Annotated in this window: 19 protein-coding genes and 1 tRNA gene; 9 read left to right on the forward strand and 11 right to left on the reverse strand. The window is 31.8% G+C overall.

Going from position 1 to position 22,642, the window contains the following annotated elements; all coding sequences use genetic code 11:
- Positions 1-8 precede the first annotated feature (8 nt).
- The 3 genes from AAON49_RS01945 to AAON49_RS01955 all read right to left on the reverse strand — a co-directional run bounded on the left by AAON49_RS01945 (position 9) and on the right by AAON49_RS01955 (position 4,616).
- Positions 9-1,595, reverse strand: a complete 1,587-nt coding sequence (locus tag AAON49_RS01945) for a RagB/SusD family nutrient uptake outer membrane protein (RefSeq protein ID WP_349552234.1) — start codon at positions 1,593-1,595, stop codon at positions 9-11.
- 10 nt (positions 1,596-1,605) lie between these two features.
- Entirely contained in the window at positions 1,606-3,651 is a 2,046-nt protein-coding gene (locus tag AAON49_RS01950; RefSeq protein ID WP_349552236.1) for a TonB-dependent receptor domain-containing protein, read from the reverse strand.
- Positions 3,652-3,749: 98 nt separating this feature from the next.
- Positions 3,750-4,616, reverse strand: a complete 867-nt coding sequence (locus tag AAON49_RS01955; RefSeq protein ID WP_349552238.1) for a carboxypeptidase-like regulatory domain-containing protein — start codon at positions 4,614-4,616, stop codon at positions 3,750-3,752.
- Positions 4,617-4,813: 197 nt separating this feature from the next.
- On the opposite strand from AAON49_RS01955, the gene AAON49_RS01960 reads away from it, so the two are divergent.
- Positions 4,814-5,878: a sensor histidine kinase gene (locus AAON49_RS01960; protein WP_349552240.1), complete on the forward strand. Its 1,065-nt coding sequence runs from the start codon at positions 4,814-4,816 to the stop codon at positions 5,876-5,878.
- Positions 5,879-5,926: 48 nt separating this feature from the next.
- Complete coding sequence (locus AAON49_RS01965) at positions 5,927-6,637, forward strand: LytR/AlgR family response regulator transcription factor (RefSeq protein WP_349552242.1); 711 nt, start codon at positions 5,927-5,929, stop codon at positions 6,635-6,637.
- On the opposite strand, the gene AAON49_RS01970 is transcribed toward AAON49_RS01965, so the two are convergent.
- Together AAON49_RS01970 and AAON49_RS01975 are read right to left on the reverse strand one after the other, a co-directional pair.
- Positions 6,618-7,688 carry a phosphotransferase enzyme family protein gene (locus tag AAON49_RS01970; RefSeq protein WP_349552243.1) on the reverse strand — a complete coding sequence of 357 codons (1,071 nt, stop codon included), beginning with the start codon at positions 7,686-7,688 and terminating at the stop codon, positions 6,618-6,620. The genes AAON49_RS01965 and AAON49_RS01970 overlap by 20 nt on opposite strands.
- A 2-nt stretch (positions 7,689-7,690) precedes the next feature.
- Positions 7,691-8,593: a sugar phosphate nucleotidyltransferase gene (locus AAON49_RS01975; RefSeq protein ID WP_349552245.1), complete on the reverse strand. Its 903-nt coding sequence runs from the start codon at positions 8,591-8,593 to the stop codon at positions 7,691-7,693.
- Between the two features lie 162 nt (positions 8,594-8,755).
- Between AAON49_RS01975 and AAON49_RS01980 the strand changes: the two genes are divergently transcribed.
- The 3 genes from AAON49_RS01980 to AAON49_RS01990 are packed head-to-tail and all read left to right on the forward strand — an operon-like array spanning position 8,756 to position 12,399.
- Positions 8,756-10,570 (forward strand): sodium:solute symporter family protein, encoded by a 1,815-nt coding sequence (locus AAON49_RS01980; RefSeq protein WP_349552246.1) that lies wholly within the window; start codon positions 8,756-8,758, stop codon positions 10,568-10,570.
- 1 nt (position 10,571) lies between these two features.
- Positions 10,572-11,663, forward strand: coding sequence for an acyltransferase family protein (locus AAON49_RS01985; RefSeq protein ID WP_349552247.1), 1,092 nt, complete (start codon positions 10,572-10,574; stop codon positions 11,661-11,663).
- A gap of 4 nt (positions 11,664-11,667) precedes the next feature.
- Complete coding sequence (locus tag AAON49_RS01990; RefSeq protein WP_349552249.1) at positions 11,668-12,399, forward strand: phytanoyl-CoA dioxygenase family protein; 732 nt, start codon at positions 11,668-11,670, stop codon at positions 12,397-12,399.
- A gap of 5 nt (positions 12,400-12,404) precedes the next feature.
- Here the strand turns inward: AAON49_RS01990 and AAON49_RS01995 are convergent, their stop codons facing one another.
- Together AAON49_RS01995 and AAON49_RS02000 are read right to left on the reverse strand one after the other, a co-directional pair.
- Complete coding sequence (locus tag AAON49_RS01995; protein ID WP_349552251.1) at positions 12,405-14,510, reverse strand: thioredoxin domain-containing protein; 2,106 nt, start codon at positions 14,508-14,510, stop codon at positions 12,405-12,407.
- Positions 14,511-14,617: 107 nt separating this feature from the next.
- Positions 14,618-15,502, reverse strand: a complete 885-nt coding sequence (locus AAON49_RS02000) for an MBL fold metallo-hydrolase (RefSeq protein ID WP_349552253.1) — start codon at positions 15,500-15,502, stop codon at positions 14,618-14,620.
- A gap of 218 nt (positions 15,503-15,720) precedes the next feature.
- On the opposite strand from AAON49_RS02000, the gene AAON49_RS02005 reads away from it, so the two are divergent.
- The 3 genes from AAON49_RS02005 (at position 15,721) to AAON49_RS02015 (ending at position 17,144) form a co-directional block, all read left to right on the forward strand.
- Positions 15,721-16,485: an SGNH/GDSL hydrolase family protein gene (locus AAON49_RS02005; RefSeq protein WP_349552255.1), complete on the forward strand. Its 765-nt coding sequence runs from the start codon at positions 15,721-15,723 to the stop codon at positions 16,483-16,485.
- A gap of 82 nt (positions 16,486-16,567) precedes the next feature.
- Entirely contained in the window at positions 16,568-17,014 is a 447-nt protein-coding gene (locus tag AAON49_RS02010; RefSeq protein ID WP_349552257.1) for a GNAT family N-acetyltransferase, read from the forward strand.
- Between the two features lie 57 nt (positions 17,015-17,071).
- Positions 17,072-17,144 (forward strand) — tRNA-Gly (locus AAON49_RS02015).
- A 34-nt stretch (positions 17,145-17,178) separates the two neighbouring features.
- On the opposite strand, the gene AAON49_RS02020 is transcribed toward AAON49_RS02015, so the two are convergent.
- The gene (locus tag AAON49_RS02020; protein WP_349552258.1) at positions 17,179-17,910 is read right to left on the reverse strand and encodes a phosphatase PAP2 family protein; all 732 of its coding nucleotides are present in this window, start codon (positions 17,908-17,910) and stop codon (positions 17,179-17,181) included.
- 7 nt (positions 17,911-17,917) lie between these two features.
- Positions 17,918-18,571, reverse strand: coding sequence for a rhomboid family intramembrane serine protease (locus AAON49_RS02025; protein WP_349552260.1), 654 nt, complete (start codon positions 18,569-18,571; stop codon positions 17,918-17,920).
- Positions 18,572-18,652: 81 nt separating this feature from the next.
- Between AAON49_RS02025 and AAON49_RS02030 the strand changes: the two genes are divergently transcribed.
- Positions 18,653-19,543, forward strand: coding sequence for a lysophospholipid acyltransferase family protein (locus AAON49_RS02030; RefSeq protein WP_349552262.1), 891 nt, complete (start codon positions 18,653-18,655; stop codon positions 19,541-19,543).
- Between the two features lie 86 nt (positions 19,544-19,629).
- On the opposite strand, the gene AAON49_RS02035 is transcribed toward AAON49_RS02030, so the two are convergent.
- Together AAON49_RS02035 and glmM are read right to left on the reverse strand one after the other, a co-directional pair.
- Positions 19,630-21,105 (reverse strand): aminotransferase class V-fold PLP-dependent enzyme, encoded by a 1,476-nt coding sequence (locus AAON49_RS02035; RefSeq protein WP_349552263.1) that lies wholly within the window; start codon positions 21,103-21,105, stop codon positions 19,630-19,632.
- 2 nt (positions 21,106-21,107) lie between these two features.
- Positions 21,108-22,499 carry a phosphoglucosamine mutase gene (gene glmM / locus AAON49_RS02040; protein ID WP_349552265.1) on the reverse strand — a complete coding sequence of 464 codons (1,392 nt, stop codon included), beginning with the start codon at positions 22,497-22,499 and terminating at the stop codon, positions 21,108-21,110.
- Positions 22,500-22,642 lie beyond the last annotated feature (143 nt).

Here is a 22,642-nt window from a genome sequence, read left to right on the forward strand (position 1 = left end):
TCTTCTTTTTAGAAGTTAGGTCCTCCAGTATCCCACCATACACGCGTTCCACCATTATCTGGACCTCCAAGTAAACTGACTGCTCCAGCAACTCCTGCAGCGTTGGTTGAAAGTTCACTATCTACAAAAGGTATTCTTCTAATTTGAATGTTGGTATCTATTGTACCTCCACTTTGATTGCTAACTACTGGAAAGATTTTAGGGTAACCAGTACGTCTAAATTCACTCCATGCTTCTTGTCCTTCTGGGAACATTGCAATCCATTTTTGCGTAATGATTCTTTCTAATTTTTCTTCATTAGTAGCGGCAGCATCCCAAGCAATTGTAATGTTACTAGCTGCTACAATATTGTTTGCTGGGTTAAATGTATCTATATAATCATTTGGTGTTGAAGTATTGTCTGCAATGTAAGCTGCAGCTCCACTAGCACCGTGTTGATCAAATGATAACATAATTCCTTGTTCATAATTTGCTTGTGCACCTCCAGCGCCAGCCCATCCTCTTAAGGCAGCTTCTGCTTTTAAGAATGCAACTTCAGAGGCTGTCATTAGTTGAACTCTTGGAGTGTGAATTCCATCATTTAATGCAGAATAATTAATATAATCTGCTTTTTGCGCTAACTCATCTGAATATCCAGGTAATAATGGCAATCCATTTCTAACTCCTTTCAAATCTCCAGTTGCACTAGAATTGTCAAAGAATACACTTCCTCTAGGGTCAGAATATCCAACTAGAATAGATTCCATAGAGGCATTCATTCTAATATCACCCCATGAGTTATCAATGGTTTGTAATGGATGATCTAAAGAACCATTTACAAAGAAACCATCGTCATTAGCAGTCATAACTCCTAAAGATTGAGACAATGCTTTTTCTCCTTCTAATTTTGCTTTCGCTGGATCTACTTTAGAAATTCTAATTGCTAAGCGTAAACGTAATGAGTTTGCTAGTCGTACCCATTTGGTATAGTTTCCTCCGTAAGACAAATCAAAAGCAGTAAATCTTTGACTATTGATGTCGGCCATTAATGCATCAACTGCTGTATCTAAATCTGCAAAGAATGCATCATAAGCAGCTTGTTGTGAGTCATAAACTCCTGCATTAGAAAGGTCTCCAAAGTTTGTATAAACTATAGGTCCGAAAACATCTGAAACTCTGTGCATTGCTGAAACTTTTAAGATTAAAGCAACTGCATTTAATGTTGGGAAATCTGTTCCTGTTAAATCTGTGATAGATTTTACATTATTCATCACGTTAGAGTAAGGTACAGACCAAATGAAGTTATTCCATCCACTTACTAAATTGTAAGTTGTATTATTTGCTCCTGCAATAAAAGGTCTAGGGTTTGTTAAATACCCTGAGTATACATCAGCATTTAAATTCTGTTGTAGCTGATATGACCATGCTGGCGAATATTGATAAATACTTTCAAAAATAGGTTTATATAAAGATCCTACATGTTGAAAATCTACTTCTAACTGATCTTGTGTAATATTTCTTGTATTATTATTTAAGTCGTCTAATCCATTACTACAAGATGAACTTACTAATCCTATTACGATTAAATATGTGATTATCTTATTAATATTTTTCATGAATAAATTTTTAGAATGTTAATTTGATATTCAATCCAGTGCTTCTTGTAGAAGGAAGACCTAAAACATCTACACCTTGCAATGCATTTCCTGTACTTAATGCAATATTAGGATCGTGTGGGGCGTCTTTATAGAAGAAAAATAAATTACTTCCTACTAAAGAAGCGCTAACAGACGAGAAGAATGAATTTTCCGATAATGGAAACCTATATCCTAAAGCTATTTCTGCCAAACGTATATTTGTTGCACTATATACATATTCTCCGGTAAATCCGTTTCTACCTCCTGCTAAACCATAATATTCTTGAGCAGTTAATGTTGAAGGATTTCCTGATAAATCTACAACCGAAATAGAACCATTTGCTGTTTCTCTAGCTGTATTGTTACTTAATCCTTCTACAATTCCTTCTGTCATGCTTACTGTTTTTCCACCAAACTTACCATCAATTAGGAAGTCTAATGTAAAGTTCTTGTATTCAAAAGAGTTATTCCAACCAATTGTAAAGTCTGGGTTAGCGTTTCCAACTTTTGTTAATCCATCTACTAAATTAGTATCGTCTTGTAAAAGCGCTCCTCCATCAACTATTGGCAATCCAGCATCATTTCTTCTAACTACTTGTGCATAAATATCTCCAAATGAACCGCCTTCAACTAAGTATGATCCAAATGTATTTACTCCTTTCGCAGAAACAACAAAGAAAGAAGGTTCTATCAATCCGTCTGCTACAGTACCGTTATAGATACTTTCAATTTTGTTACTGTTTGCTGCAAAGTTTACATTGGTAGTCCATTTGAAATCATCTTTTTGAACTGGAATCGCAAAGATTGTTCCTTCAATACCACTATTTACAATATCTCCTGAATTAAGCCCTGCACTAGATGCTCCAATAATAGCTGCTGATGTTGGGAAAGGGAAGTATTGATTGATTGTACTTGTACGATAGTATCCAAAGTCGAACCCTATTCTATTATCTAAGAATTTCCATTCTGTTCCAATTTCAAAAGAGCGTTGTCTTTCTGGTTCTGGAATAGTTCCTGGGAAAGGTCTAATAGGATCTGTTGGGCTAATTCCTCCTCCAAATAAAATCTGTCTGTTTGGAGCTATAGCATCAGAAGCAAATCCGTTTCCTACCTCTGCGTAAGAAGCTCTTACCTTAGCAAAAGAAACATTGTCTCCTAATTCTAATAATTCGCTTAACATTCCTGTTACACCAATAGATGGATAAAAGAATGAATTATTACCTTCTGGTAATGTTGATGTCCAGTCATTACGAGCAGTAACATCAACAAAAAACTTATCATTAAATCCAACAGTAGCGCTAAAGAATAAAGAGTTTGTTCTGTTCTTTAAACTAGATTGAGTAAATGCTACAGATGCGTTTGCGTTAAAGTTTTGATATGAGAATACGTTTGCAAATTGCAATCCTCCATTTGTTCCAGAATCTGCGTTAAATAATTCTGCATTGTTTCTAGTTACACTTGCTCCAATATTTGCATTGAAAGAAATTTCTTCAGAGAAATCTTTGTTAATTGTTGCAATAATATCTCCATATAATTGTGTGATATCTTGCTCATTTACAATATATCTACCATTTAAAGGCGCTAATGTAGCTTCGGTAGTTGCATATATTTTACTCTCAAACCCTAAGAATGATTGATCGTAAGTTCCTCTAGTTTGAATAGATAACCAATCATTTACTTTGAAATTCAAGTTTAATGAAGCTACTAACTTTCTATTGGTTGTTTCGTTCGGGTTACGATTTAGAATCCAGTATGGGTTTTGCTCGATATCAGAAGTTGCTCTGTACCATCTTTGACTCATAATATTTCTATTAAGGTCTAACTCTTCAAAAACTGAGTAGTCAGATAAAGTTTCACCTGGCGAATCAAATCCGTAAATACCAACTAATGGATTGAAGTACAATCCAGATACTGGTCTGTTTTCAATCTTCTGAGTTGATGCCATCACACTTGCATTTACTTTTAATCTGTCATCAAAAAATTGTGCAGTTTCTCTCAAGTTGATTGTGTGTTGATTTAACTTATTTGTTGGCATGATACCGCTTGCAAAGCTGTTCGAGTATGAAAAATACGTTTGTGCTTTGTCTGTTCCTCCTGATAATGACAGTGAATTGATGTTGGTAACTCCTGAATCTAGGAAATCATCAACATTCTGCTGAGCTCACTATTTAAATCTAAATAGTATGCTGCACTGTCTACAGTTAGGTTAGAAGAAAAGTTTACTTTAAAGTTTCCTTCTCTTCCCCTTTTTGTTGTAATTAAGATTACACCATTTAAACCTGCACTACCATATAATGCAGAAGCAGAAGCTCCTTTTAATACTGTAATGCTTTCTACATCATCAGGGTTGATAAGTGATAATGCATCACCACCATCTACATTTCCTCCACTAATACTTCCGAAAGTATCTGTAGGTTGTCCTGCAGTTGGGTTAGATAATGGCACTCCGTCTACAACATATAAAGGTTGGTTGTTTCCAAAAGAGTTGTTTCCTCTTAAAGTAACTTTCACAGAACCTCCAGCTCCAGAAGCACTTCTATTGATAACTACCCCAGAAACCTTACCTGATAAACTGTTTAGTGGATTGGTTTGTTTTACTTTATTGATTTCGTCTGAGTCAATATCTTGGGCTGCATAGGTAAGCGACTTTCTTGTTTTTCTAATACCAAGTGCAGTCACAACAATTTCGTCTAGTCTTTCTGCGTCTTCTTCTAATGCTACATCTATAGTATTAGAATTTCCAACAGTAATAGATACTGTTTTCATACCAACAAATGAAAAAACTAAGACTTCACCTTCAGATGCCTTAATTGTATATTTACCATCAAAATCTGTCTGTGTTCCTCTCTTTGTACCTTGTACAGAAACAGTAACACCAGGTAAAGTTTCTCCATCCGATTTGGATGTTACTGTACCTGAAATGCTTTTCTCCTGAGCTATTCCGTTAAATGATAGCAGTAAAGAAAAAATAGCAAATAATAGTATTTTAGTTTTCTTCATAAATAAAATAAATTAGTTTAATTGCTTTAAAAGTAGTTGTACTTATCAAATAGAAAAAAATTTAATATACGAACAACATTAAATTTACTATGAATGACATTTTTTAGGGATAAAAGGGTTAAGAAGAGAATTAATCTATTGATTTTTAATATATCTCAATATATTTACATCCATTTTTTAATATAAACTCCACTGTTTTGATTCAATTTATTAGAAAACCCAACTATACTATTCCTTTACGGTATCATATTATTTTTTGGTTGAGTTATTTTACGTTTAATGTGATAAGATGGGGGAGTTATTTTAATGATTTCTGGTATTCCTTTAAATCTAACTTAGTTGAGTTCTCTTTACATATACTCCTTACCTACTTTGTTATTTATTACTTAATACCTAAGTTTCTATTTAATAAGAAGTTTCCGCTCTTTCTATTCTATTTGGTTCTTTCTTTAGCTGTCTTATATATTATAAGAACAGGACTTAATTACTTTTTGATTACTAAAAACATTTGGCCAGAAGCAGAAGGAATTCAAAAGGCTTTTAGTTTTAATCATATTGTAGCTGTAATTATTGGTGAGTTATATGTAGTTGCTTTGGCTACTGCAATTAAATTGATGCATGATTGGGTACAAGACAGAAATAGAGTAGAAAAATTACAGCAAGTTCAGCTAGAAACTGAATTAAAGTTTTTAAAATCTCAGATACAGCCACACTTCTTTTTTAATACTCTGAATAATTTGTATGCTTTAACTTTTGAAAAATCTGAAAAGGCGCCAGATGTTGTTTTAAAACTTTCAGAGATTATGGAGTATGTATTGTATGAAGTAAAAGAACCAAGAATACGGCTGTATAACGAAATAAAAAACATACAGAATTATATAGATCTTGAAAAGTTACGCTATGGAGATCGTGTTACAACTGATATAAATATTAGTGGTGATATTGAAAATTGTTATGTCCCACCTTTGTTGTTTCTACCTTATATAGAAAACTGTTTTAAACATGGTACTCGTGATAATAGAAATTTAAAAATTACGATTGACTTTGATAGGACATCTGAGGATAATTTACAGTTTACAGTTAAAAATAATTTCAATCAGTTTAGCAATTCAGTAAAAAAACATGGTATCGGGAATGCCAATGTAAAACGTCGTTTAGATCTACTTTACAAGGATAATTACAATCTACAAATAGACGTTGTAAAAAGTATCTATAAGGTGGTTTTAAACATCCCCGTAGAAGAAAAATTAAAAAATGTTTAAATAAAAGTGATTTAATTGTAATTTTAGGTCGTTGAAAACTACAAAAAAGTGGATATAAAATGTATTATAGTGGATGATGAGCCTTTGGCTATTAAGATCATTCAAAAGCACCTTGAGGAATTTCAGAATTTTAAAGTAGTTGATACATTTAACAATCCTATCGAAGCTTTACCTGTTTTAAAACAAGAAAAAATTGATGTCATCTTCTTAGATATTAATATGTCTAAAATGAACGGGTTAGATTTCATTAAAATCTTAGAAGTAAAGCCTAATATAGTTATTACTACTGCTTATAGAGAATATGCCGTTGAAAGTTTTGATCTTGATGTATTGGATTATCTTGTAAAACCAATTCCTTTTAATCGCTTTTTAAAGGCTATCAATAAAATTACTCAACGGGTATATACACAAAAAGGAATTGTAAAAAATGAAGATTCAAATAGCGATTCATTTTTCTTTTTAAAGGTTGATAAAAAATTGGTGAAAATCTTTTTTAAAGACATCTTATATATAGAAAGCCTGAAAGATTACATCAAGGTATTTACGAACGTTGGCGACCATCTTGTACATAAATCTTTAACAAGTATTACTGAAGAACTTCCCAAAGATGACTTCCTAAGAATACACAGGTCGTATACCATAGCAATTAATAAAATAAATTCTGTTGAAGGTAATTTAGTTGAAATTGACTCTAAAAGAATTCCTATTGGTAGGAAATATTTAAATCACGCTAAAAAGGTTATTTTAAATACTCCTTAACAATCATTTGCATTTGATTAAAATGCAAATTCATTTCTTCTATTAATTTAAACTGATTTCTTGCTCTATCTAAATTATGAGTGTCATATTTAGTTTTATAGTACACATCGTTATTTAAGAAATCTGTAAGCATTCTAAGCCCCATAATAAACGTCATTACTTTAGAACTAAACGCTAGGTAATTTGCTTCTATCTCTGTTATGTGTGTTAATGATGATAAAAAACCTTCAGTAAAAGCTTTATAAAACTCAAGATTAAAGGTCACTTTAGATAGATCTTTCTCATCTTCATCAGCATTGGTACAAATGGTTCTAATTGCATCGCCAAAATCATAATGTATAATTCCTGGCATTACAGTATCTAAATCTATGGCACAAATTGCTTTATCATTTTTGTCAAACAAAGCGTTGGATATTTTGGTATCGTTATGAGTAACTCTTGTTGGTATTTGCCCTGTTTCTGTTAAACCATCTAAGGTGAGCATTTCTTCCTTTAGAAGGTTTACTCTTCTTATTTCATCTGAACTAACTAATTTTCTTTCTTCTGAAGCATTTTTTAAAGCAGTATCGAATTCTGCAAACCTAAATTTCATATGATGGAAATTAGGGATAGTTTCTACCAGTTGATCAACATCTATATCATGCGTATTATTTACAAAACTTCCAAATAATTTTCCTGCTTCCTTGGCAAGATTTCTATTAGTTACTCTTTCGAAACTTTTGCTATCATCAATAAAAGTCATCAAGTTCCAATAACCTTCCTTTTCGTCTTTGTAACAATAGTGTTGATCTAGCGTAGGGATAAAAGTAATCGTCTGGTATTCTTTTGTATTATTGTATTTAGAGCGTAAATGCTTTGTTACCAAAACTTTGTTATTCATCAATCCATAAACATCTTTAAAAACAGAAGAATTGATTCTTTGTAAAATATAATAGGGTTTTTGTTGAGTTTTTATTAAATAAGTATCATTAATATGACCAGAAGTAAGTTCTTCTCCAGTAACAAAACTTGAGTGATGTTGAAATTGATGAAATATCTTTTCAATATTCATTCTTACCAAAGTTGATTAGGGTAAACTCCTTGTCTTTTTAATTTGAGAATTTCCTCAACTACATGAGGTTTATCTTCTTTGTAGGTAACACCTAACCACTTAGAGTTGGACTCTAACACTTGTACTTTAGCTTCATTATTACGGATCAAAGTATCAACTAGTAAAGGAATAAAAAACTCTGATCTTAGTTCTTTGCTGTTTTCCTTTAGAAAAGTTGTAAACTCTCTTTCTAAGAACTGAAAAATGCTTGTGGTAAACCCCCAAAAATTCATAGACACCACAGTATCATTATCCATCAGGCATTCATTTCCTGTATCATCTTTGTAGTAAAGCCCTCCATTATTCTTTTCTATATGTGTACGCTCAATTATTTTTTCTAAAAATTGATTATCATTCATATAACACTGACCTCTAGATACTGATCCAAATTTTGAAATTGTATTCTTTAGTTGGTATCCTACCATAAAGTATTCTTTACTTGAAGCATTGGTAGCATTCAATTGATCTGCCATTTTCACATAAGCTTCTTTTCCATAATAATCATCAGCATTAATAACTGCAAAATTTTCATTTACTTCTTCTTTTGCCATCAACATTGCATGACCTGTTCCCCAAGGCTTTATTCTATCCGAATTCAAAAATTCTTTTGGGATATTATGTAATTCTTGACATACATAAGCAACTTCTACTTTTCCAGCTAATTTCTTGTCAAATAAGCTTTTAAAATCTTCCTTAAAGCTCTCTCTAATAACAAAAACTATTTTTGAAAATCCGGCTTCTATGGCATCATATATAGAAAAATCAATAATTGTATCTCCATTCTCAGACATCTCATCTAATTGTTTTAAGCCTCCATAACGACTTCCCATTCCTGCCGCTAAAATCACTAAAGTGAGTTTACTCATAAGTGTGTATTTCAATTATTCAAAAGTAATTATTCTGATTAGTTCTCATTCATTTTTATAGTATTATCTAAACGTTTATCAGTCATTTTATGTTGATGGTAGAAAAAATTAAACCGTAATTAATATTTTTTGGTACATTGAACAGCGTTAAAAAAAACTTTTATGGTTCAGTTATCCACACTAGACATAGTTCTTATAATTTCATTTTTTGCATTAACTCTTTTTATTGGTATTTATGTTTCTAAGAAATCGGGAAAAAACTCTACAGAGTTTTTCCTTTCAGGCAGAAGCATGCCCTGGTGGTTGCTGGGTTTGTCTATGGTTGCTACTACTTTTTCTACAGACACACCTAACTTAGTTACAGATATTGTGAGAAAAAATGGAGTTTCTGGAAACTGGGTATGGTGGGCTTTCTTAATTACGGGATTATTAACTGTTTTTGTATATGCCAAATTGTGGAGAAAGTCAGCAGTAAATACTGATATTGAATATTACGAATTACGTTACGGTGGTGCACCAGCAAAATTTTTAAGAAAATTTAGGGCTGTATACTTAGGAATAATTTTCAATGTTATGGCTATGTCTGCCGTAACTTTAGCTGCCATTAAAATAGGCCAGATTATGTTAGGCTTAGAACCTTGGGAAACTGTTATAAGTGCTGGGTTGATAACTGTTATTTTTAGTGCCGTTGGAGGTTTTAAAGGTGTAGTGTATACAGATTTTATTTTGTTTTTTGTTGCCATGGGAGGAGCCATTGGTGCTGCTTATTATTTGGTGAATATCCCTGAAGTGGGTGGTTTAGAAGCATTGATGGCAAATGAGAATGTAGCTAGTAAACTTTCTATTTTACCTGATTTTAATGATAAAACAGCATTGATTACATTATTAATTATACCATTAGCAGTTCAATGGTGGAGCGCTTGGTATCCTGGAGCAGAACCTGGAGGTGGTGGTTATATCGCTCAACGTATGTTAGCTGCAAAAGATGAAAATCATGCCATGGGAGCTACCTTCTTTTTTAACATTATGCACTATGCACTACGTCCTTGGCCATGGATTATTGTGGCTTTAGCATCTTTGGTTGTTTTTCCAGATATTGCTAGTATTCAAGAAGCATTTCCTAATGTAGCAAATGATAAATTAGGTCATGATTTAGCATATTCAGCTATGTTAACAAAACTTCCTAGTGGATTATTAGGTTTGGTTTTGGCCTCTTTAGTTGCTGCATATATGAGTACGATTTCTACACATTTAAATTGGGGATCCTCATACATTGTGAATGATTTTTACAAACAACAAATCAATCCTAATGCTTCTGAGAAAAAATTAGTTGCTGTAGGTAGAATTTCTACTGTTGCCTTAATGGTTTTCAGCGCATTACTTGCACTTGTACTACAAAATGCTCTTCAGCTTTTTGATGCAATTTTAATGTTTGGAGCTGGTACAGGATTGATTTTTATTTTACGTTGGTTTTGGTGGAGAATTAATGCATGGACAGAAATTGTAGCTATGTTTTCTTCTGGTATTATTTCTCTTCTTATAAATTTTACTCCTATTGGAGACTATTTGTTTCACGAAAGCTCTGGAGTTTTCCCAGAGTGGGCTAAATTCCCTCTAATTGTTTTACTTACAACAAGTACTTGGTTAATTGCAATGTATACAACAAAACCAGAAAGCAGTGATATTCTTAGAAACTTCTACAAGAAGATTCAACCTGGAGGTCCTGGCTGGTCAAAAGTTATCAATGAAGCCAAAAAAGATAATGTAGAGATTGTAGATGAAAATGAAGGTTGGAGTGTTCCTTCTGGTATTATAGCAATGCTCTTAGGTTGTGTTTTAATCTATAGTTGCTTATTTGCAACTGGATATTGGATTTATGGCGAAACAACTTTGGCTATATCATTAACAATTGCAGCCATCACTAGTGGCTATTTATTAAAGAGAACTTGGTCGAAAATAAGTTCTAAAATTTTATAAGATGAGACAGCGTGTTGAATCTGTTGATATTCTGCGCGGGTTTACCATTGCAGCAATGATTTTGGTCAACACACCTGGTACTTGGAGTCATGTATATGCGCCTTTATTGCACGCAAATTGGCATGGTTTAACTCCAACTGATTTAGTTTTTCCTTTCTTTTTATTTATTGTTGGAATCTCTATATCATATGCTTATAAGAGTAAAAATAGATCTAGAGAAACCTATCGTAAAATAATTATACGCAGTTTAAAATTAATTGGTCTTGGTTTATTTCTAAATTGGTTTCTGCCCTATTCTCCTTTTTTTACAGATTATGAAGTGTTGAGAATACCTGGTGTTTTACAACGAATTGGAATCGTTTTTTTAATCTCCTCTATTTTATTCCTCAATTTAAATTGGAAAGCATTACTAGCAGTATCTATTTTAATTTTACTCTTGTATTGGGTTTTCTTGGGTTATGTCCCATTACCTGATGGTTCTACTCCAACATTTGATCGTGCATCAAATAACTGGACAATGTATTTAGATTCTAACATCTTAGGAAAGCATATGTGGAAGACAGATTATGATCCAGAGGGGTTGATCAGCACAATTCCATCAATTGTAACTTGTCTTATAGGAATTTTAATTGGTAACCTTTTATCCTCATTATCAAATTATAAAGAGAGAATTTTATTTTTTATCGCTATCCTTTTCTTAATTCTAGGATATCTTTGGGATATTGTATTTCCTATTAATAAGGCTATTTGGAGCAGTAGTTTTGTTCTTGTAACTGCAGGCTGGGCAACATTAATTTTGGCCATTATTTATTATTTAACAGATGTAAGGTCTTTAAAGTTTGGAAGTATTTTTAAGTATGTGGGCATGAATGCCATAACCATCTACTTTTTATCTAGTTTCATCTCTAAAATTTTTTACCTAACAAAACTTAGCGATACTAAAAATATCCATTCTTGGCTGTATCATCATCTTTTTGATTTTTCTTTTTTAAGCTCTCAATTATCATCTTTGTTCTATGCGTTAACGGTTACTTTATTTTATCTATTTCTAGGTTTTTTCTTGTATAGAAAAAGAATTTTTATCAAAGTATAAAGAGATGATTAGCGTTACCGAAAAAGAGATAGAATTTTTTAAAAGTGAAGGCTTTTTAGTGATAAATGACCTTATTTCTAAAGAAGAAGTTGTTTACTATAAAAAAGTCTATGATGATTTTTTAAGCAATAGTATTGATGCTTCAAAGTATCGATCGGATTTGTCTGGTTTAGAAGATGATGCTATTGAAAAGATTACTCAAATAATGGTTCCGAGTAAAGTTTTCCCAGAACTTTTAAACAAACCCATCCATCTAAAAACACAACAAATAGCAAAATCTTTATTAGGTAATGATCTAAAATTAGATTTTGATATGCTAATTAACAAAGCTCCTTATACCTACACTCCTACTCCATGGCATCAGGATGCTGCATACTGGATAGATATGCCAGATAAGAGAGCTTTGAGTTTCTGGACAGCAATTGATGATGCTTCTATTGATAATGGGTGTATGTGGTATACTCCAAAGTCTCATTTACAATCTACTTTACCTCATCAACAAAAAGAAAATAAAGGTGCTTTACAATGTGAAGGTTTTGAAGAGAATTCAATTCCTATTGAACTAAAATCTGGGTCTTGTGTTATCCATCATGGTAATACATTGCATTACAGTAGAGGCAATAGTACATCACTAAGTAGAAGAGCATTTATTACCAATTACCGACCAGAAAAAATGATTGTTTTAGAACGAGAAAAAGGAATTGATCATACTGGAGAAAGAGAAGTCAGATCTTAATGTTCTTATTTATTTTTAAGTAAACTAAGAGCAACATGGCTCTTACTGGTTGGCAATTTACAAGTATTACTCTCACAAACATAAATAATTGTTTCTCCATCTACCTCTCTATCTTTCAGTAAAAAGATGTCGCTTTTTTGAGTGGTGCCACTAAACAACTTATTAGGCTTGTATTCTTTGTCTATTTCTGCTCTCCTTTTTTTTGACTCTGCTCCTAATATGGCAACTTCATAAAAAGGGCCCCTTAAATTTAAATACAAATCCAACCAGTTTGCATATAAATATGGGTGTTCAGTGATTTGTGAATGTACTTTAGATAGCATCTGTTCACTTTTTTCCAAATATTCTTTATTTCCAAAGAAATGTCCTAATAAAAACAGATTCTTAGCCATGATAGAATTTGATGAAGGAATTACATTGTCTTCTAATTCTATATTCTTTGTTACTAAAATTTGACTGTCTTTAGCGTTGTAAAAGAAAAGTTTGGTTTTAGAATCATAAAAATTACTCAAGGTAAAATCAGTTAGTTTTTTTGCTAGTAATAACCATTGTTCATCAAAAGTTACTTGGTATAGATTTATGTAGGCCTTTATAAGTGTTCCGTAATCTTCTAAATATCCTTCAATTTTAAGTTTTCCTTCTTTGTAGCTTCTATATAGTTTTCCTTCGGCATCAATTAAATTGTTCTTGATAAAAGTTGCATTCTTTATAGCTATATCTAAAAAATGAGAATTTTCAAATACTCTATAAGCATCAATATAACCGCTGAGCATAATAGCATTCCATGATGTTAAGATTTTATCATCTAATTTAGGGCGCTCTCTTTTCTCTCTAGCTTTCGTTAATTTCTCTTTCCATGAATTAAGCTTACTATTCAATTGAGTTATAGAAATTTCATTTTTCTTAGCAAATTCGTTTTTCGTTTCATTTCGAATAAGATGATATTTCTCTTTTTCCCAATACCCGTATGAATTGATATTATAGTAGGAAGAAAAAAGTTGAAAATCTTCTTTAAGAATCTTTTCTAACTCTTGTTTTTCCCAAACATAATAGGCTCCTTCTTCTTCATGACCCTCATTGTTTTTACTATCGGCGTTAAGCGAAGAATAAAAGCCTCCATTTTCACTCATCATTTCTCTTTCAACAAAAGAGAGTGTTTCATAAACTACTTCTTTGTACAATTCATTTTTAGTAGCTAAAAATGCATCAGAATACAAACTAACCAATTGTCCATTATCATAGAGCATTTTCTCAAAATGCGGGATGTGCCATTTAGAGTCTATTGTATATCTAGAAAAACCTCCACTAATATGATCATAAATACCTCCTAAGGCAATTTTATTGAGTGTTGTATGAACATATTCCTTTAATGAGTTATCGTCTTTTTGGTATGAATAGCGCAATAAAAAATGTTGAGTATTCGGTTTTGGAAACTTTACTTCACCCTTTGTACCACCGAATTGAGTATCAAAAAAAGGTTTCCATGTTTCAATATTCTCATTTAGATACTCATCTGTATACTTAATCTTTTTATTGTTTGAAATTATTAACTGAGGTGGTTGTAGATTTTGCTTTACTTTCTTTGAATATTCTATGATTTTTTCTGGTTCTTCTTCATATACTTTTACAACTTGCTGAATGTTCTTTATCCATTCTTCTTTCTCAAAATAAGTTCCTCCCCAAATTGGACTTCCGTCTGGAAGTGCAATGCAGTTTAAAGGCCAACCAGAATTACCAGTCATTAATTGTACTGCATTGATGTATAACTTATCTACATTGGGATGTTCTTCTCTATCAACTTTAATATTGATAAAGTTTTCATTCATGATCTTAGCTACCTCTTCATTTTCAAAACTCTCTTTTTCCATTACATGACACCAGTGACATGAGGCATAACCAACAGAAATTAAGATGAGTTTTTTTTCTTTTTTTGCAAGATTTAAGGCTTCTTCTCCCCAAGGATACCAATTGACTGGATTGTGTGCATGCTGCAAAAGATAAGGACTAGTTTCCTTTATTAAGTTGTTTGTATACTTATGCGTGTTTTTTGAGTTTTTACAACCGTAAATGGCAAGTAACAGAATTAAAATAAGCCTAATTTGAGTAGTCATATTGGCAGTAATCAATTGCTTTTATAAAGTCAACTAAAAGTACAAAATTCAATTAACTGATGGCGCAATCTTTTGAAATAAAAAGCGAGGTCTTTTGACCTCGTTTTTTATTGCTTATTTAAACTTCTAAATATTGTTTCTCTTATTCTTTCTGAAGTAATCCACCAACTTTTAGATTCATATCCTTTAGTAATGTTTGTATTCTTTTTTACTTCCTCTAAAGTCTTCCCTTTCTTAATCTCGGCTTCAACTCTATTTTTCAGCGTTCTTAGCATTACTAAATATTCTTCAAGATCTTTTTTAGAAGAAACTGTTCCATGCCCAGGTACTATTTTCGTTTCATCATCAACAAGCATAATCATTTTTTCAATTCCAGAAATATATCCATCTATACTACCACCTGAGGTTAAATCAATATAAGGAAAGCCTGTTTGAAAATAACTATCTCCAGTATGCAGCACATTATTGTTAGCAAAATATACCAGAGCATCACCATCTGTATGAGCATTATGAATATGCGTTGCCAAGATATCATCTCCATTGATATGAAAAGTAACATCTTTATCAAAAGTAATTACAGGTAATGCTTCTTTTGGTGATGCAGGAATTTTTCTTCCTCTCCTTGTACTTTCTTTAGACATTCTTTTTCTAACATTCTCGTGAGCTACAATTAGAGCTCCTTCTTTTGCCATGTTTTCATTTCCTCCAGTATGATCACCATGCCAATGTGTGTTAATTAAATAATCTACTTTTTGGGGAGTAATTTTTTTAATAGCTTCCAAAATTTTTGGAGTTAGTGGTGCAAACTGATCATCAATCATAAAAATAGCATCTTCTCCAATAAAGAGTCCAATATTTCCCCCTTGCCCTTTCAACATATAAAACTGTTCAGTAATTTTTGTTACTTCAATTTTTACTTCTCTATTTTGGGAACTCACACTAATATTTAGAGAAATAAAGACTAGGGTTATAAGAAACTTTAATGTTTTCATGGTAGTTAATTTTATATGTTTTACGAATAAACCTATTATCGCATTTTGTTTAATGTCGAAAAAACATCTTAATTTCTTACAAGATATTTGATTATTTACAAAAAATGAATTTATATCTAATAAAATTATTTTTAAAAAGCATCCCTTTTTGCATACTTAATGAATTGCTATTCTTGGATTGTGAACCATAAATTTGTTGAGCAACAAAATAGTTATTCATGCGTGAAAAAAAAATTCAAAAACTATTTCTTTTATTATTAGTTACTATTATCTTTTTTCTAATATTAATCATCTTAAGCTCATGTCAACGAGATGACAACAACATCATAACAAGAGATTCAATAACTTTAAAAATAATGCCTATTGGAGATTCTAGAGTAGCTGGTTCTAATTCCTTACAAGGTTTTCAGAGTTATAGATATGATCTATGGAAATTATTAATACATGAGGAAATAGATTTTGATTTTATTGGTCCAAAAACCGACTTAACTAGTCAACCGAATTATCAGAATCAATCTTTTGATCCCCATCATGCAGGTTATGGAGGATTTACGTCTGCAAATATTTTGAGCTATTTTACACAAATAATAGATCCCCATAATGTTCCTGATATTGTATTATTAGGTATTGGAGGTAATGATTTGTTATTAAATGTAGATGTAAATCAGATTATACAAAACATCAACCTTATTGTTGATTTCATTCAAGTAATGAATCCTGATGTTATTATAATTATTGAACAAATAGCTCCTGGAAAATCAGATATTATGACCAACTCTCTTTGGCAAGTACTTAATGAATTAAATAGTAAAGTTATTAACTTAACAAATGAACAAACTACTCAAAACTCTACTGTTATTACAGTAGATATGGCTAAAGACTGGCAAGACTTTTATTTATTTGATGATGTTCATTATTCTCAAGATGGAGCTTTACTAGTTGCTGAAAGGTATTTTCAGGCTATTCTAAGTTTAAATAATTAGGAAATAATGTAGTCTTAAAAATTTAGGTTTACATTTCATTTGATTAAAAAAAGACAAATAATATCTTTACCAAAACATTTGTATGGTTCTAGATATTAAAAGTTTAAGAGAGGAAAAAATATTAGACGTTATTCCTCTAATAAGAAAAATCAATCATAAAACTCCTCAAGATTTGCTAGAAAGTAGGTTTAAAGAAATGATTAAACTTCCTCATTACGAATGTATTGGTATGTATTTAGACAATGAGCTGATAGGGATTTCTGGTCTTTGGTATTCCACCAGACACTACATTGGAAAAACTGTAGAACCAGATCATGTGGTTATTGATGAAAAACACCGAAATAAAGGACTTGGGAAAAAATTCTTTCAATGGATTCACGAGTATACAAAATCTAAAGGCTGTGAAGCCATTGAATTAAACACCTATGTTGAGAATAGAAAATCACATAAGTTCTATTATAACGAAGGGTATGAAATATTCGGTTTTCATATGTTGAAGGTTCTAAGAGAAAATCAACAATTTTATTGATTTATACTTTTTTCATTGCCTAAATAAAAAATGATTTTATATTTGCAGGGTCTATCAGCGGGAGTAGCTCAGTTGGTAGAGCGTCAGCCTTCCAAGCTGAATGTCGCCGGTTCGAACCCGGTCTCCCGCTCAAAAAAGTCTTATCATAATTGATAAGACTTTTTTTATATCCTTAAAGCAAAGTAAAAGCCTGTCCTTCCTTCATACTTCTGAGGAAAAAAAGTAACTCCTTTTATTTTTTTAAACGGATTCCACTTGATAATAGGGTCTAACCAGTACACCATTTTTGTGATTAATATTCCAATTCCTGAAGCAACTAAAACATCGCTTAAATAATGTGCGTTATTCATAATCCTTAACGCACCAGTTCCTGAGGCAAAAACATAACCACTGTAAGCAAGCCATGGTGAACTATCTTTAAATTCATTATACAAAACTTCTGCATTCATAAAAGCAAAAGATGTATGTCCTGAAGGAAAAGAGAATCGATCAAAATTAGAAGGTCTTGGTTTTCGAATCCATTTCTTGAGTTTGAATGTTATTTGATCTGTGAGAAACCAAGATATAGTCCAATTCTTTGCTTGGTCAAACCAATGATTTTTAGAACGAACTCCTAGTACATCTGCAATTGCTATCTCAGCAATGGGAACATATCTTGTATAATTATCTAACTGAGAATTAAAATCATTTCCCACAAAATTTCTTACACTTGTTTGAAAATCTTTTTCAAATTTGCTGGTACTTATTAATGTACCTACAGTAATCAAAGAAATAGGAATTGCATTTACTTTTAAGAAATTTTTATTGTGTTTTCTTACATCAATAGAATCTTTCTGTGCGTAACTTTTGCTTAGAAATAGAAAGCTGATAATTATAAAAAAGGATATGAATCGCATACAATCTTTAAATATTCAATTTCTTCCCAAAGAAAAGTAAGATTAGAATGGGTATCGATAAGATAATTACCATCATCTGATTGATTGTAAATATCTGTGGGAAAATAATCAATGTTAAAGCAAAACCACCAATAGCCCCGCCTAAATGGGCAGAATGCCCAATGTTTCCTAATTGTTTTTTCATTCCATACATAGAATATAAAAGGTAGGCAACTCCAAAAATATATCCAGGTATTGGAACTGGAATTAAGATAAGCATCAGCTCCATTTCAGGATATAGCATAATACAAGAATATACAACTCCAGAAACAGCTCCTGAGGCACCTATGGCACTGTAATATGGTTCTTTTTTATGATAGTATAAAGAGTAAACACTCCCAGCTAGTAGACTTCCAAAATAGATGATTAGAAAAGAAAAGTTACCTAACTGAAATGCTACAATATCACCAAAAAGATATAGAGCATACATATTGAATCCTAAATGAAGCCAGTCTGCATGCAAAAAACCGGAGCTTACCATGCGAATCTTTTCTCCGTTTAAAATTCTAGTAACTTGAAATTTAAACTTTTCAAAAAAAGCATAATCGCTAAATCCTTTAATAGAAGTTAAAACAGTAACAACAATTAATAATAAAACAATAGGGTTTGTATTTTCTAGCATGTCACAAACATAACGAAAAGAGAAGAATCATCGTATGCTGTTACAAATTTATATACGATATTTGCTCAATAAATTTTAAGAATGCAGTTTTTAGTTTTCGCTTTAACATATCCTATCATTTGGTTGTTATCTCTCTTACCTATGAGAGTATTATATATGATCTCTGATTTTTTCTACTTTCTTTTCTACTATATTATAGGATATAGAAAGGAAGTTGTTTTGGAAAATTTAAAATTGGCTTTTCCTGAAAAAGAGTTAAGTGAACTAAAATCAATTAGAAAGAAGTTTTTCAGACACTTTACTGATATTTTTGTAGAAAGTATTAAAGCTTTTACTATAAGTAAAAAAGAAATCTCTAAACGATACGTATACAAAAACCCTGAATTAATAAACGATTTACATAAAAGAGGAAAAAGTATTGCTTTTGTTGGTGCTCATCAAGCCAACTGGGAATGGTCTATTAGTATTCCTTTATTTGTAGATATTCAATGTTTTGGAGCCTATACTCGAATTGGTAATAAGTACTTTGATAAGACAGTAAAAGACTCTAGAATGAAATTTGGTTTTATTGGATACAAAACTACAGAGACCATTAAGTCTATGGCAAAGAACTTTGACAACAACGTACAAGGTTTATACTTACTTTTAAGTGATCAATCTCCACAAGTACATAAGACCCATTATTGGTCTGAATTTATGGGTGTGAAAGTTCCTATTCATACTGGAGCTGAGATGTTGGCAAAGAAATTTGATATGGCTGTTGTAAACTACTCTATCAAAAAAATCAAAAGAGGGTATTTTGAAGTAACCTTCGAGACCATTACAGAAACGCCAAGAGATTTTGAAGATTATAAAGTAACAGATAAATATTTAGCAATTACAGAGCGAAACATTCACGCCCAACCAGAATATTATTTATGGTCTCATAAACGATTTAAGCATCGAGATAAAGTGCCAAAAGAATGGCAATAATAATCAGATAAGTTTATCTGTTAATTCTTTTTTATTTGCAAAATGTATCATAACAATTCATTAAATTATTAATCAATTGTTACATTTTAGATTATAGAGAACCAATCTGCTACTAGTTTCTTTTCAACCGGAGTTGCAGATTTGTGAACGTAATCATTCTTATTCATATCGTATTCATAATCACTACTCCAATCATCAATATTTGCACACAACTCTTTTAACGAAGAACAAATGTAATCCAATTCAGCATCAGTAGTTGTTGGGTGAATTGATAAACGAATCCAACCTGGTTTTTCGGTAGAACATCCTTCAATAATCTGGTCTTTGATACTATACGATGTTTCTTGATCTACATTTAACAAAAAATGTCCATAAGTACCAGCACAAGAGCAACCTCCTCTAGTTTGAATTCCAAAACGATCATTCAATAATTTAACTACCAAATTAAAATGAACATTCTCTAAATAGAATGAGAATATACTTAAACGTTCTTTATGATTAGGTGCTAATATTTGAACATTAGGAATCGACTCTAAAGTTTCAAACATTTTAGCATTCATTTCGTTCTCTCTTTCTTCCATCTTCTTAGTACCCATTTGATCTTTCAATTGAATAGAAAGTGCTATACGAATGGTTTGTAAGAAAGCAGGAGTACCACCATCTTCCCTAGTTTCTACATCATCAAAGTAATCATGATCACCCCAAGGGTTAGTGTAACTTACGGTTCCCCCTCCTGGATTGTCTGGAACTAAATTTTTATACAGTTTTTTATTAAAAATTAAAACTCCAGAACTTCCTGGTCCTCCTAAAAATTTATGAGGAGAAAAGAAGATTGCATCTAAAGAAGCATCCTCATCTTCAGGATGCATATTTATGTCTACATAAGGTCCAGAGCAAGCAAAATCAACAAAACACAATCCATTGTATTTATGAATCAATTTTGCAATTTCGTGATATTGAGTTTTAATTCCTGTTACATTAGAACAAGAAGTTACCGAAGCAATTTTTAATTTTCTATGTTGATGTTTTTGAATGCATTCTTCAAATTTATGCAAACAGACCAATCCAGCATCATTACAAGGAACAACTTCCACATCAGCAATAGTTTCTAACCATGATGTTTGATTAGAATGATGCTCCATATGAGAAACAAAAACAATAGGTCTAATATCTTCAGGAATGGTAGTATGATCTTTCAAATTCTCAGAAACTTTTAATCCAAGGATTCTTTGAAATTTGTTAACTACTCCTGTCATTCCTGACCCTTCAGTAATTAAAACATCATTTTTATCAGCATTTACATGTTTCTTAATAATATTTCTCGCCTCATGATATGCAAGAGTCATTGCAGCTCCTGAAGTTGAAGTCTCTGTATGAGTATTGGCTACAAAAGGGCCAAACTCATTCATTATTTTCTCTTCTATAGGTCGATATAATCTACCACTAGCAGTCCAATCTGTATAAATTAGATGCTGTTTTCCATAAGGAGAATCAAAAGTCTGATCAATTCCTATAATTTGATCTCTAAACGGTTTGAAATATTGTTCTAATGAAGAAGCCATGATTATGCTATAATTTCTTTGATTTCTTTAATAATTCTTTCAGCCAAAGCATTCGCATTTTCTTGTGAATCGCTTTCAGTATAAATTCGAATGATTGGTTCGGTATTAGACTTGCGTAAATGTACCCATTCTTTTTCAAAATCTATCTTCACACCATCAATTGTATTGATATCTTCATTGGCATACTTTGTAGCCATGTCTTTTAAGATTTGATCTACATCTATTTCAGGTGTCAACTGAATTTTATTTTTACTCATAAAATAACTTGGATAGCTATCTCTTAAGGCTTTACAAGAAATTTGTTTTTTAGCCAAGTGAGATAAGAATAATGCCACCCCAACCAGACTGTCTCTTCCGTAATGTGAAGCTGGATAAATAATTCCTCCGTTCCCTTCTCCACCAATAACAGTATTAGTTTCTTTCATTTTTATCACTACATTCACCTCTCCTACCGCACTAGCTGTGTATGTTCCTCCATGTTTTTGAGTAACATCTCTTAATGCTCTTGATGAAGATAAGTTAGAAACTGTATTTCCTCCTCCTTTTTGGCCTAAGACATAATCTGCACAAGCAACCAATGTATATTCTTCTCCAAACATAGATCCATCTTCACAAATCAAAGCTAAACGGTCTACATCTGGGTCAACCACAATTCCGAAATCAGCTTTTTCTTTCACAACCAATTCAGAAATATCCGTTAAGTGTTCTTTTAAAGGCTCAGGATTATGAGGGAAATGTCCGTTAGGTTCACAATACAGTTCTATACATTCTACATTTAATTCTTTTAACAGTGCAGGAATTGCAATTCCTCCTGTAGAATTCACACCATCAACAACGACTTTAAATCCAGCCTTTTTTATGGCATCAACATCTACCAATTCTAATGCTAAAACTTCTTCAATATGCTTATTGATATAACCTGGTTTCTTGGAATAACTACCCAAATCATCAACTTCAGAAAAACTGTAATCATCTTTTTCTGCAGCAGCTAAAATTTTCTCGCCATCTACTCCACTTAAAAATTCTCCTTTTTCATTTAATAATTTTAATGCGTTCCATTGTTTTGGATTGTGGCTTGCTGTTAGAATAATACCTCCTTCTGCTTTTTCCAAAGGAACTGCAACTTCTACAGTTGGTGTGGTAGACAAACCTAAATCTACAACATCAATTCCCAAACCAACCAAAGTGTTTGCAACCAAACTACTAATCATTTTTCCAGAAATACGAGCATCTCTTCCTAAAACCACAGTAATTTTATCTTTATTTGGATTTCTTTTCTTGATAAAAGTACCGTATGCAGATGCAAATTTTACTGCATCTAAAGGCGTTAAATTATCTCCTACTTTTCCTCCTATTGTTCCTCTAATTCCTGAGATTGATTTGATTAATGTCATTGATGTTTTTTTAAGCTCAACAAAGATAATTTTTTTCGGAAGAATTCATTTTCTAAAATCGAAATATTCACAAAAGCAATCTTAGAGTTTTTAACATTTTTCTAGGAACGTTTTTTCCTATCTTTAAGTTCTTTAACCAAACA

Origin of the sequence: Pseudotenacibaculum sp. MALMAid0570 (assembly GCF_040151415.1) — a bacterium.
Classification (GTDB): domain Bacteria; phylum Bacteroidota; class Bacteroidia; order Flavobacteriales; family Flavobacteriaceae; genus Polaribacter.